Annotated in this window: 7 protein-coding genes; 6 read left to right on the top strand and 1 reads right to left on the bottom strand. The window is 70.9% G+C overall.

The genetic code is table 11. From position 1 onward, the window contains the following. The first annotated feature begins 22 nt into the window (after positions 1–22). The 5 genes from ACXJLH_RS05615 to ACXJLH_RS05595 all read left to right on the top strand — a co-directional run bounded on the left by ACXJLH_RS05615 (position 23) and on the right by ACXJLH_RS05595 (position 8,423). Complete coding sequence (locus tag ACXJLH_RS05615; RefSeq protein ID WP_457442850.1) at positions 23–1,972, top strand: response regulator; 1,950 nt, start codon at positions 23–25, stop codon at positions 1,970–1,972. Positions 1,973–2,009: 37 nt separating this feature from the next. Continuing rightward, complete coding sequence (locus tag ACXJLH_RS05610) at positions 2,010–2,981, top strand: response regulator (RefSeq protein WP_457442848.1); 972 nt, start codon at positions 2,010–2,012, stop codon at positions 2,979–2,981. Continuing rightward, a complete protein-coding gene (locus ACXJLH_RS05605; protein ID WP_457442846.1) occupies positions 2,978–3,949 on the top strand; it encodes a diguanylate cyclase domain-containing protein in 972 nt (323 codons plus the stop codon). The genes ACXJLH_RS05610 and ACXJLH_RS05605 overlap by 4 nt, the downstream gene beginning before the upstream one ends. 51 nt (positions 3,950–4,000) lie before the next feature. Continuing rightward, positions 4,001–4,981, top strand: a complete 981-nt coding sequence (locus tag ACXJLH_RS05600) for an ABC transporter substrate-binding protein (RefSeq protein ID WP_457320072.1) — start codon at positions 4,001–4,003, stop codon at positions 4,979–4,981. A 172-nt stretch (positions 4,982–5,153) separates the two neighbouring features. After that, positions 5,154–8,423, top strand: a complete 3,270-nt coding sequence (locus ACXJLH_RS05595) for an ATP-binding protein (RefSeq protein WP_457442843.1) — start codon at positions 5,154–5,156, stop codon at positions 8,421–8,423. A gap of 126 nt (positions 8,424–8,549) precedes the next feature. Here the strand turns inward: ACXJLH_RS05595 and ACXJLH_RS05590 are convergent, their stop codons facing one another. After that, positions 8,550–9,020 (bottom strand): Lrp/AsnC family transcriptional regulator, encoded by a 471-nt coding sequence (locus tag ACXJLH_RS05590; RefSeq protein WP_056202791.1) that lies wholly within the window; start codon positions 9,018–9,020, stop codon positions 8,550–8,552. Positions 9,021–9,210: 190 nt separating this feature from the next. Between ACXJLH_RS05590 and ACXJLH_RS05585 the strand changes: the two genes are divergently transcribed. After that, positions 9,211–12,756, top strand: coding sequence for an indolepyruvate ferredoxin oxidoreductase family protein (locus tag ACXJLH_RS05585; protein WP_457442841.1), 3,546 nt, complete (start codon positions 9,211–9,213; stop codon positions 12,754–12,756). Position 12,757: the final 1 nt, after the last annotated feature.

Here is a 12,757-nt window from a genome sequence, read left to right as displayed (position 1 = left end):
TGCTTCTCAGGGAGAGAACATGATGAACGCCCTCGCGACGAGCCCCAGGCCCGCCCCCCCGCCCGCCCAGCCCCGCGTGACCCGGCCCGCGGCCGCGGCCGTGGCCCGCACACCGTCCGAGCGCGCCTGCCTCATCCATCTGCTCGTCGTCGACGACGACGTGGCCGCCATCGAGTACCTGGGCCAGCTGCTCAAGGGCTTCGCGCAGATCAGCTTCGCCACCAATGGCGAGGATGCGCTGCGCCTGGCCGAGCTGCATCGCCCCGACCTGGTCCTGCTCGATGTCGAGCTGCCTGGCATGGACGGCTTTGAGGTCTGCCGCCGCCTGCGCGCCACGCGCGGCCTGGCCGAGCTGCCCATCATCTTCGCGACCTCGCATGTCGATCCCGGCATCGAGGCTCGTGCCCTCAGCCTCGGCGCCAACGACTTCCTGCGCAAGCCCTTCGACGACGTGCAGGTGCTGGCGCGCCTGCGCACCCAGCTGCGCGCCGCCGCCGAGCGCACAGACAAGCCCGAGGCCACCGCCCAGAGCCGCACGCGCATCCTCATCGTCGACGACGACGCCACCAGCATCCAGCTCGTGCGCAGCCTGCTGGCCGACGTCGGCGAATGCCATTTCGCGCTGAACAGCGCCCAGGCCCTCAGCCTGGTCGGCGAGCTCAAGCCCGACCTCATCCTGCTGGACATCGACCTGCCCGACAGCGACGGCTTTCACCTGTGCAAGCGGCTGCGCGCCGACGCCGCGCTGGGTCAGGTGCCCATCATGTTCCTGACCCAGTCCCACACCCTCGGCCACGAGGCCCGCGCGCTGGCTCTGGGCGGCGACGACTTCGTGCGCAAGCCCTTCAGCGCACCGGTGCTTTGCGCCCGCGTGCGCCGCCTGGTTGAGCGCAAGCGCTCGCTGGAGCGCCGCCAGGTCGACCACGACCACCGCCAGATCAGCGACGGTCGGGTCGCCGCCATCGTCCAGGCCTGCAAGGACGCCATCCTCGTCGTCGACGCGGCCGGTGGCGTCGTCATGGCCAATGCCGCCGCCTGCGCCCTGCTCAACGTGAGAGCACAGCCGCTCAGCCTGCGCCTGGATGAGCTGCTCATCATCGACGCTCTGGGCCGCCACTGCGTGCAGCGCGCCAGCGGCCAGCGCGTACCAGTCGAGGTCAGCACCTCGACCGAAGGCGAAGGCGCCGACGCGCTGACCGTGCACGTGCTGCGCGACACCCGCGAGCGCGACCGCGAGCAGGCCCTGGCGCGCCGCCAGACCGAGGCCGCCGCCACGCGCCGCGCCACCGCGTCCATGCTCTCCTACATCGCCCATGAGATCGGCAACCCGGTCAACGTCATCAAGGGTTTCGCCCAGCTGATGCAGGCCGAACGCCTGAGCGCCAGCCAGGCCGACAAGCTCGCCCACATCCTCGACGCCGTCGGCCAGCTGTCGGGGCTGCTCGGCGACGTCAGCGACGTCGCGCGCATGGAGTCGGGGCAGTTCCATGTCGAATTGCAGGATGTCGAGCTGCACACCCTGGCCGGGCAGGCCTGCGAACCGGCCGCCGCCCAGGCCGCCGCCGTCGGCATGCTGCTGAGCGCGCCGCCACCGGCACCGCCCGTGCGCGTGCGCGCCGACGCCCGCCGCCTGCGCCAATGCCTGGACAACCTGCTGTCCAACGCCATCAAGTACGCCGGCGACGGCATCTGCATCGCGGTCGAGATCGAAGCCCGCGGCCCCGAGGTCGTGCTGGCCGTGCAGGACCGCGGCTGCGGCCTCAGCGAAGACCAGCTCGCCCACCTCTACGAACCCTACAACCGCCTCGGCCGTGACGGCGGCGCCATCCCCGGCACGGGCCTGGGCCTGACGCTGACGCGCGACCTGGTGCAGGCCATGGGCGGGCGGCTGGAGGTGCGCAGCCAGCCCGGCCGCGGCTGCCGTTTCGAGATATTGCTGGCGGCCAGCCAGCCCACAGACAACCCGGATTGACTCAGCCTCGCTGCGCGGCCCCAAAATGGGCCGCGCCATGCCTTTGACCCTCCCCAGCCCTCTCCACCCCGCCGCGCCCAGCCCGCTGGCCAGCCGGCTCGACAGCCTGTTGCCGGCCCTGGCGGATGCCCGCGTGCTGCTCGTCGATGACGACCCCGGCATGATCCAGATGCTCGGCCGGCTGCTGTCGGGCTACAGCCAGCTGCGCTTCGCCACCGACGGCGCCCAGGCCCTGGCCATCGCGCGGAGCTGGCAGCCCGAGCTGGTGCTGCTGGACGCCGAGATGCCCGGCATCGACGGCTTCGAGGTCTGCCGCCAGCTCAAGGCCGACCGGCTGCTGGCCGAGGTGCCCGTCATCTTCGTCACCCAGCACACCGGCGCCAGCGTCGAGGCTGCCGTGTTCGAGCTCGGCGCGGCCGACTTCGTCGCCAAGCCCGTCGCCGGCCCGGCCCTGCGCGCCCGCGTCGCCATGCAATTGCGCCTGCATCGCACCGCCCAGCGCCTGCTGCGCCTGGCCCGCCGCGATACGCTGACCGGCCTGGCCGAACGCGCCCAGTTCGACGACGAGCTGGACCTGGAATGCCGCCGCGCCCGCCGCAGCGGACAGCCGCTGGCCCTGCTGCTGGCCGGCCTCGAAGGCCTGGCGGCCTACCGCAAGCGCCATGGCCAAGGCGCCGCCGACAACGCGCTGCGTCATGTCGCCGGCCTGGCCCAGCAGGCGCTGCAGCGGCCCGGCGACCTGGTCGCGCGCCACGGCGACGAAGTCTTTGCGCTGCTGCTGCCCGACACCACGGCCGCCGGCGCCGCGGCGCTGGCCGCACGCCTGCAGCAAGCGCTGGCCGGTGATGCCGAACTGACCCTGGCCATCGGCATCGGGCTGCTGGCCAGCGAAGGCGACCCGAGCGTGGCCGCCGCCGCCGCGCTGGCCGCGGCGCTCGAGGCCGGTCCAGGCCGTGTCCACGTGTGCGCTGCGACTGCCGACGGCCACGAGCCGCCGCTCGCAACATGAAGCTGCCCGCTCCCGACAGCTGGCCCACCCAGCTGGACACGCGCCACAGCCTGCTGCTGGTCGACGACGACGCCGCCAGCGTGCAGGTGCTGGCGCGCATGCTCAACGGCCTGGGCGAACTGCGCTTCGCGCTGTCCGGCGAGGACGGGCTGCGCCTGGCGCGTGAGAGCCCGCCCGACCTCGTCCTCGTCGACGCCGAGATGCCCGGCCTCTCGGGCTTCGAGGTCTGTGCCGCGCTGCGTGCCGACCCGCGGCTGGCCGATGTGCCCGTCATCATCATCACCGGCCACACCGAGGTCGCCGTCGAGGTGGCTGGTTTCGCGGCTGGCGCCTCCGACTTCATCCGCAAGCCGCCGGTGGCCGAGGTCGTCGTCGCGCGCGCCCGCACCCAGCTGCGCTTGAAGGCCCTGGGCGACGCGCTGCGCGCCTCGGCCCTGACCGACGGCCTGACCGGCCTGGCCAACCGCCGCCGTTTCGACCAGGACCTGCGCCTGGAATGCGAGCGCGCCCGCCGCGGCCACGAGAGCCTGGCCCTGCTGTTGATCGACGTCGACCACTTCAAGCGCTACAACGACCGCTACGGCCATGTGGCCGGCGACGCCTGCCTGCGCGAGATCGCCGCCGCCATCCGCGGCTGCATCCGCCGCCCGGCGGACCTCGCCGCGCGCTACGGCGGCGAGGAGTTCGCCGTGCTGCTGCCGCAGACCGACGCGGCCGGCGCGCGTGCCATGGCCCAGCGCATCGTCAACGCCGTGGCCGACCTGGCGCTGGCGCATGCCGATGCGACACCGAGCTGCCTCGTCAGTGTCTCGGTCGGCTGGGCCGCAGCCCGGCCGGATCTGGACGCCAGCGTCGTGCTGACACGTGGCGAGTCCCTCGTCGAAGCGGCCGACCGCGGCCTCTATGCCGCAAAGGCGGCCGGCCGCGGTCGCATCGGCGAAGCCAGCGAGGCCCATGCCCACGCTTGAGCGCCAGCCGCGGCTCGGCGGCCCACACACTGCGCCAGACCAGGACCCGACATGTCCCTGACTTCCTGTGCCCCATCCACACTGCGCCGCTGGCTCGCCGGCCTGTTGCTCGCTGCGACCACGTTCGCGGTTCCGGCTGCTCCCCTGGTCATCGCCATTGGCGACTCGACGCTGTTCGCGCCGCTGCAGCTGGCCGCGCAGGAGGGCTTCTTCGCGGCCGAGGGCCTGGACGTGCAGATCATCGGCTGCATCAACGGCCGGCGCTGCCTCAAACACCTCACCGACGGCGAGGCCCAGATCGCGACGGTGGCCGACACGCCCATGGTGTTCGCCCTGCATGCCGGCCACCGCTTCGAGATCGTCGCCACCTTCGGCACAACGCCCCGCGACACGGCACTGGTGGGGCGCACTGATCGCGGCATCCGCACGCCCGCCGATCTCGCCGGCAAGCGCATCGGCGTCGTGCGCGGCACGAGCGCCCACTACTTCACCAACGTCTTCCTGCTCGTCAATGGCGTGCCGCGCGACTCGGTCAACCTCGTTTTCATCGACCCCGATCGCGGCGCCGAGCCGCTGCTGCGCGGCGAGGTGGACGCGGCCGGCCTCTACCGCCCCGCGGGCCCCCAGGCGCTGCAGCAGCTCGGCCCCAAGGGCGTGCAGTTGTCGACACTGCGGCCCTACACCGTCATGGTCAACCTCGTTGCCCAGCCCGGGCTCAGCCAGGCCACGCTGCTGCGCATGCTCAAGGCGGCACAACGCGGCGTGGCCCTCCTCAACAACCAACCGGGCCGCGCCCACGAGCTGCTCGGGGCACGCTGGAAGGTCGGCGCCCGCAATGCCGCCGCCCAGCTTGACGGTTATGAGTTCCACCTCGGCCTCGACCAGAACCTGCTGTCGACACTGGAGGCCGAGTCGCGCTGGGCGGTGCGCGAAGGCCTGGTGGAGAACAAGGCCGTGCCGGACTATCTCGAGCTGATGCGCGTCGAGCCGCTGCGCGCGCTGGATCCGCGCTCGATGACGATAGTCAAGTAATGATGGTGCCCCTCGACCGCCCCCGCCTCGCTGAACGCGGGCGTGTCCAGTCGGTCCCCCTGGGGGACGGCGATGCATGCGGCGTCGAGCCGCATGCACATCGCCAGAGCGGGCCGGCTAGGGAACGGCCCGGCGCTCGGCCCGCCGAACCCAAATATCCGCGGAGTCATTGATGCGCCTGCGCCCCGCCCTGATGACCTGCGTGATCGCGGCGCTGCTGGTCGTTGGCACGCGGCTGACGAGCATCGCCATCGAGCGCGAAGCCTCCGAGCGCAATGACGCGCAGCGCACGACGGTCGAGGTCATTGCGCGCGACGCCGCCGGCCTGCTGGTGCTGACCCAGGACTACGGCCTGTACCACAGCGAACGCGCCGCCCGGCAGTGGAACCTCGTGCACCAGCGCCTGAGCCAGGCGCTGGCCAACTACGCCGGCGCGGACGCGGCCAGCGCCGAGCAGGTCGGCGACCTGCAGGACACGGCCCGCGGCCTGCCGCAGGTCTTCGCCGCGCTGCGCCAGGCCTCGCAGTCGGCAGCCGTCGATGCCGATGGTGTCGCCCGCCGCGAGATGCTGACCGACCAGCTGGTCAACGAAACGCGCCGCGTCAGCGACGGCGCCTTCGAGCTGTCGCGCGACCTCGTCGAGTCGCGCCGCCGCGACGCCGTGCGCCAGCGCTGGCTGGCGGTCGCCACGCAGGCCACGCTGCTGACGCTGACGCTGCTGCTGGCCGGCCTGCTGCTCAAGCGCGTGCTCGCGCCCATCGACAAGCTGCGCAGCGTGGCCAAGGCCGTCGAAGGCGGTGACCTGGCTGCCCGCAGCGGCTTGGCAGACAAGGACGAGCTCGGCCAGCTGTCGCAGGCCCTGGACGCCATGACGGCCGCCCTGCAGCAGCGCGACACGGCCCTGCGCGACAGCAACCGCCAGCTTGCACGCAACGAGGCCTTTCTGGAGCGCGCCGGCCAGATGGCGGGCGTCGGCGGCTGGGAGCTGGATGTGGACAGCGGCCGGCTGAGCTGGACGGGCCAGACCCACGCCATCCACCAGTTGCCGGACGGCACCGAGCCGGACAGCGAGGCGGTCTTGCGCGGCTTCATGCCCGACTCCGAGCAGAAGCTGCGCCAGGCCATGGCCACGGCCGCTCGCACCGGCGAGGGCTGGGACCTGGAGCTGGAGCTGCTGGCCCCGGACGGTCGGCTGCGCTGGCTGCATTCCGTCGGCGCCACCGAACGAGAAGAAGGCCGCGAGGCCGGCCGCGTCGTCCGTCTTGTCGGCGCCGTGCAGGACATCACCGAGCGCCGCGCCGATGCCGACGCCCTGCGCCGCGCGATGCAGGCGGCCGACGCGGCCAACGCGGCCAAGAGCGACTTCCTGGCCAATATGAGCCACGAGATCCGCACGCCCATGAACGCCGTCATGGGCCTGACCTTCCTGCTCGAACGCACGCCGCTGGACGCCGCCCAGCGCGACCTGCTGGCCAAGGTCAGCAGCGCCAGCCGCTCGCTGCTGGACGTCATCAACGCGGTGCTGGACCTGTCCAAGATCGAGGCCGGCGAGATGGTCATGGAAGCCACGCCCTTCGACCCGCGTGCCCTGCTGCGCGATGTCACCAGCCTGTTCCAGTCGCAAGCCGAGTCCAAGCGCATCGCGCTCAATCTCGAATTGGACGCAGGCCTGCCACCGCTTCTGCTCGGCGACGCGGCGCGGCTGCGCCAGGTCGTCAGCAACCTCGTCTCCAACGCCATCAAGTTCACGTCCGAGGGCAAGGTCGCCTTGAGCGCGCGCTGCGCCGACGCCGGTGCCCAGCCGCTGCAGCTCGAGATTGCCGTGCAGGACAGCGGCATTGGCATTCCGGCCGAGGCGCTGTCGCGCATCTTCACGCCCTTCACCCAGGCCGACAGCTCCACGTCGCGCCGCTACGGCGGCACGGGCCTGGGTCTGTCCATCGTCAAGCAGCTGTGCGAGCTGATGGGCGGCCAGGTCGGCGTCAGCAGCAGCCCCGGCGCCGGCACGCGCTTCATCGTGCGCCTGCCCTTCGAGCCCGCGGCCGGCCCGGGCCCGGCCATCCGCCCGCTGACGCTGCTGCTGGCCAGCGACGATGCCACCCAGCGCGACGCGCTGCAGCGCCTGTGTGCCGACCTTGGCTGGCAGGCCGAACCGCTGGACGCCGCCGCGGCGCTGATGGAGCGCCTGGGCCGCGCCGCACCCGACCTGGTGCTGCTCGACCACCGCCTGTTGCAGACCCTTCCCTCGGCCGGGCAGCGCGTCTTGCAGGAACGCCTGGCCGCCCTGCCCTGCGTGTTGATGAGTCGCGGTGCCGGCGTGGGGCAGCTGCGCCTGCCAGCCGATGTGTCGGCCCTTTTCGACGCCGTACAGGCGGCGCTGGCCGCGCGCGGCACTACGCAGCCGCTGCTGGCCAGCGGCCCCAGCGCCACAGCCGTGCAGCGCCTGCCCGGCGTGCGCGTGCTGGTGGCCGACGACAGTGACATCAACCTCGAGGTGGCCCGGCGCATCCTGGAGCAGGAGGGCGCGATCGTCACGCTGGCCCAGGACGGGGCCGCCGCCGTCGCGCGGCTGCGCGCCGAGCCGAGGGGCTTCGACGCGGTGCTGATGGACGTGCAGATGCCGGTGCTCGACGGCTTGGCCGCCGCGCGCAGCATCCGCACCGAACTCGGCCTGCGCGAGCTCCCCATCCTGGCGCTGACTGCCGGCGCCCTGCTCAGCGAGCGCCAACGCGCGCTGGACGCCGGCATGAACAGCTTCATCAGCAAGCCCTTTGATCCGGCCGGCCTCGTGCAGCAGCTGCGCGAGCAGGTCGAACGCATGCAGGGCCGGCGCCTGCCGGTGGCCGCCCGCGCCGCAGAGAGCCCGGCGGGCGAGGCCTGGCCGGCGCTGGACGGCATCGACAGCGACGAGGCCAGCCAGCGCATGCAGGGCGACCTGGACTTCTTCGCCCGGCTGCTGGAGCGCCTGCTCGACGAGTTCGGCGATCTGATGGCATCGGCGCCTCTCGACGCCACGCGTGCCGCCGCTCGCCTGCACAAGCTGGGCGGCAGCGCCGGCTTGCTGGCGGCTGCGGCCCTGCGCCAGGCAGCCCAGCGTGGCGAAGTCCAGGCCCGCGCCGGACAGGACTTCCAGGCCGCGCTGGCCGAAGTGGCGCAGCGCCTGTCGGCACTGGCGGCGCAGGCCCGACCCTGGCTGCAAGGTCGCCAGCCCGGCCCGGCGACCGCCGCGGCCCGCCCGCTGGATGCGCAGGCGCTGGTGCGCTTGAAGCAGGCCCTGCAGGCGCATGACCTGGCCGCCCTGGACCAGTTCCGGCCCCTCGCCCCGGCACTGCGCGCGGCCTGCGGCGAGGCCGGCTTCGAGCGGCTGCGCCACGCGCTGGACCGGCTGGATTTCGAGGCGGCGCTGGCTGTTCTCAGCTCCATTGCCGACGCACCAGCTTGACGCGCTGCATCGCCGCATCGGACTGGGCCAGCGCCGCCAGAGTGCGTGCCGTCGAGACGGATTCGCAAAGCAGGGCGAAGAGCGTCTATGGCTGCAATCGATCACGCCCAGCCTGTTGCGGGGCGGTCAGCCCACCGGCAGGGCCGTCTCGTACTTGACCTCGCGCAGCACGACGTTGCTGCGTACGCTGCTCACGCCCGGCAGCTTGAAGATGTGCTGCTGCAGGAAGAGGTCATAGGCCTTCATGTCGGCCGCAACAACCTTGATGACGTAGTCGGCCTCGCCGGTGATGGCATGGCATTCGATGATCTCGCGTCGCGTGCCCACCAGGCGTTCGAACTGCTCCACCGCGCCTTCGCTGTGCCGCACCAGGCTGACATTGGCCAGCACGAGGATGGACAGGCCGATCTTCTCGCGGTCCACCAGCACGACCTGGCCGCGGATGACGCCGCGCTCCTCCATCTCCTTGACGCGCCGCCACACCGGCGTGGCCGACAGGCCCACCTTCTCGGCCAGGGCCTGGGTCGACAGGCGCGCGTCAAGCTGCAACGCCTCAAGGATCTGCAGGCTGGCCCGGTCGAACTCGTTTGTTTCCATGTCAGTGGTGCCCGGCCGCCCGAAGCCACTGACGCGCCCCCTCGGGGGGCAGCCAGCAACGCGGGCGTGGGGGCGTTTCGTTAAATAGCCTCTTTGGAGAAGAATCATCTCATTCGGCCCGCCGCAACCCGGCATTGAGGCAAGTTCTTCCGGCGTATGGAGGGAAGAATTTCCCGCCTTAGGAGATCCGATGTCCGACACCTCTGTCAAGCCCAGCCTGCGCCCCTACCAGCTCAGCGACAACCTCGCCGCCAACAGCGGCGCCGTCTTCCTGACCGGCACGCAGGCCCTGGTGCGGCTGCTGCTCGCGCAGAAAGCCCAGGACGAGCGCGCCGGGCTGAAGACGGCCGGCTTCGTCTCCGGCTACCGCGGCTCGCCGCTGGGCATGGTGGACCAGCAGCTGTGGAAGGCCAAGAAGTTCCTCGAGAAGGCCCACATCGAGTTCCTGCCCGCCATCAACGAAGACCTCGCCGCGACGGCTTGCCTGGGCGTGCAGCGGGTGGCGCTGGATGCGCAGCGCACCGTCGATGGGGTGTTTGCGATGTGGTACGGCAAGGGCCCCGGCGTGGACCGCTCGGGCGATGCGCTCAAGCACGGCAACGTCTACGGCACGAGCACGCAGGGCGGCGTGCTGGTCGTCTGCGGTGACGACCATGGCTGCGTGTCCAGCAGCACGCCGCACCAGAGCGACCAGGCGCTGCAGGCCTGGAGCATGCCGCTGGTGCACCCGGCCAATGTGGCCGAGTACCTGGAGTTCGGCCTCTATGGCTGGGCGCTGTCGCGCTTCTCGGGCGCCTGGGTCGGCTTCAAGGCCATCTCCGAGGTTGTCGAGAGCGGCATGACGGTGGACCTGGACGCGGTGGCGCTGGACTTCACTCAGCCCGTCGACTACACGGCGCCGACCAATCTGCACATCCGCTCGGTCGACCTGCCCTCGCTGGAGTTGGAGTCGCGCCTTGCGCACAAGATCGAGGCGGTGAAGGCCTTTGCCAAGGTCAACAGCATCGACAAGCACATCGTCACCAGCCCGGCGGCTACTTTGGGCATCGTGACGGTGGGCAAGGCGCACTACGACTTCATGGAGGTGCTGCGGCGCCTGGACCTCGACCCCAACGCCCTGGCCGCGGCCGGCGTGCGGGTCTACAAGGTCGGCCTCGTATTCCCGCTGGAGCCGACGCGCATCACCGAGTTCTGTTCCAACCTGACCGACGTGCTGGTCATCGAGGAGAAGGGCCCGGTCGTCGAACGCCAGATCAAGGAGCTGCTCTACCACCTGCCCGACTTCCAGCGCCCGCGCGTCGTCGGCAAGACGGATGAACATGGCTGCGCGGTGCTGAACGCCCTGGGCGAGCTGCGCCCCAGCCGCATCATGGGCACGGTGGCCGACTGGCTGGCGCGGCTGAACCCGGCGCTGGACCGCCGCCACCTGGTCGTCGACTTCCTGACACCGCAACTGCTGAGCAACGCCGCCGACGCGGTGCGCCGCCAGCCCTATTTCTGCTCGGGCTGCCCGCACAACACGTCCACCAAGCTGCCCGAGGGTTCGCGGGCGCTAGCGGGCATCGGCTGCCACTTCATGGCGAGCTGGATGGAGCGCGGCACCTCCGGCCTGATCCAGATGGGCGCCGAGGGCGTGGACTGGGCCGCGCAAAGCCGCTTCACGAACGAGAAGCACGTCTTTCAGAACCTGGGCGACGGCACCTACTACCACTCGGGCTACCTGGCCATCCGCCAGGCCATCGCGGCCAAGACCAACATCACCTACAAGATCCTCTACAACGACGCCGTCGCGATGACCGGAGGCCAGCCGGTGGACGGCCAGACCAGCGTGCCGCAGATCGCGCGCCAGGTGGAGGCCGAGGGGGTCAAGCGCCTCGTGGTCGTGTCCGACGAGATCGGCAAATACGACGGCCACCACGGCCTGTTCCCGGCCGGCACGACCTTCCACGACCGCGGCGAGCTGGATGCCGTTCAGCGCGAACTGCGCGAGATCGAAGGCGTGACGGTGCTGATCTACGACCAGACCTGCGCCGCCGAGAAGCGCCGTCGCCGCAAGAAGAAGGAATTCCCGGACCCGCCGCGCCGCATCTTCATCAACGAGGCCGTCTGCGAGGGCTGCGGCGACTGCGGGGTCGCATCGAACTGCCTGTCCGTGGTGCCGGTGGAGACCGACTGGGGCCGCAAGCGCGCCATCGAGCAGAGCAGCTGCAACAAGGACTTCTCCTGCGTGAACGGCTTCTGCCCGAGCTTTGTCTCGGTGCACGAACCGGTGCTGAAGAAGAAGGCCGGCGGCAGCTACACGGCGCAAGACCTGGCGCGCGAACTTGCCGCCATCACGCCGCCCGCGCCCTGGCAGTGGACGGGCCCGTTTGATCTGCTGGTCACGGGCGTCGGCGGCACGGGCGTCGTCACCGTCGGCGCGCTGGTCTCCATGGCCACCCACCTGGAAGGCAAGCAGGCCTCGGTGCTGGACTTCATGGGCTTTGCGCAGAAGGGTGGCGCGGTGCTGAGCTTCGTGCGCGTGGCACCAACGCTGGACCTGCTGAACCAGGTGCGTATCGACACCCAGCAGGCCGACGTGCTGCTGGCCTGCGACATGGTGGTGGGCGCCTCGCCCGATGCGCTGGGCACGGTGAAGGCCGGCCGCACCGTCATCCTGGCCAACACGCATGAACTGCCCACGGCCGGCTTTGTGCGCAACCCGGATGCATCGCTGCAGGGCGACTCGCTGCTGGCCAAGATGAAGTTCGCGGTCGGCGAGCAGGGCGAGCTCAGCACCATCGATGCGCAGGACATCTCGCAGCGCCTGATGGGCGACACCCTGCCCAGCAACATCATCATGCTCGGCGCCTGCTGGCAGCGCGGCCTGATCCCCGTCAGCGAGGCGGCGCTGATGCGCGCCATCGAGCTGAACGGCGTCGCCGCCGAGGCCAACAAGACTGCCTTTGCGCTGGGCCGCCTGGCCATCGCCGCACCGGACGCCATTGCGCGCCTGGCCGGCGATGTCAATGTGGTGAAGCTCTTCAACTTCGACCAGCCCGACGGCCCAGACGGCCTGATCGAGCGGCGCGCCCAGTTCCTGACCGACTACCAGGACGCCGCCTATGCCCAGCGCTACCGTGCCCTCGTCGACCGCGTTCGCGCCGCCGAGTCCAAGCTCGGCAAAGGCCAGCGCCTGACCCAGGCCGTGGCCCGCTACTACGCCAAGCTGCTGGCCATCAAGGACGAGTACGAGGTGGCGCGCCTGTACACCGACGGCCGCTTCGAGAAGGCGATGAAGGACCAGTTCGAGAACTGGGAGCGCCTGTCCTTCCACCTCGCCCCGCCGCTGATCTCCAGGCCCGGCGCCGACGGCCGCGCCAGGAAGATCGAGCTGGGTTCGTGGACCTTCACGGCCTTCAAGTGGTTGGCCAAGCTCAAGGGCCTGCGCGGCGGCGTGCTGGACATCTTCGGCAAGACCGGGGAGCGCCGCATGGAGCGCCAGCTCATCACCGACTACGAGAAGCTGGTCGATGAGATCCTGGCCTCACTGACTGCCGACAACCTGAACACCGCGGTCGAACTGGCCCGCCTGCCCGAAAAGATCCGCGGCTATGGCCACGTGAAGCACGCCAACGTCGTCGCGGTACAGAAGCAGTGGCAGGCACTGCTGGACCGCTTTCATGGCCGCACGGTCGAGGTTGCGGTGCAGCCGGTGGCGATGCCGGTGCGGGTCAAGGGTGTGGCGGAGCTTTGAT

The organism is Roseateles sp. P5_E4 (assembly GCF_054049255.1).
Note: the sequence above shows the minus strand (reverse complement) of the source record. Positions and strands in the feature narration are given on the sequence as shown.

Bases quoted from the DNA above. Each gene is read 5' to 3' on its own strand.
- ACXJLH_RS05615 (WP_457442850.1), top strand. From the start codon at position 23: ATGAACGCCCTCGCGACGAGCCCCAGGCCCGCCCCCCCGCCCGCCCAG.
- ACXJLH_RS05610 (WP_457442848.1), top strand. From the start codon at position 2,010: ATGCCTTTGACCCTCCCCAGCCCTCTCCACCCCGCCGCGCCCAGCCCG.
- ACXJLH_RS05605 (WP_457442846.1), top strand. From the start codon at position 2,978: ATGAAGCTGCCCGCTCCCGACAGCTGGCCCACCCAGCTGGACACGCGC.
- ACXJLH_RS05600 (WP_457320072.1), top strand. From the start codon at position 4,001: ATGTCCCTGACTTCCTGTGCCCCATCCACACTGCGCCGCTGGCTCGCC.
- ACXJLH_RS05595 (WP_457442843.1), top strand. From the start codon at position 5,154: ATGCGCCTGCGCCCCGCCCTGATGACCTGCGTGATCGCGGCGCTGCTG.
- ACXJLH_RS05590 (WP_056202791.1), bottom strand. From the start codon at position 9,020: ATGGAAACAAACGAGTTCGACCGGGCCAGCCTGCAGATCCTTGAGGCG.
- ACXJLH_RS05585 (WP_457442841.1), top strand. From the start codon at position 9,211: ATGTCCGACACCTCTGTCAAGCCCAGCCTGCGCCCCTACCAGCTCAGC.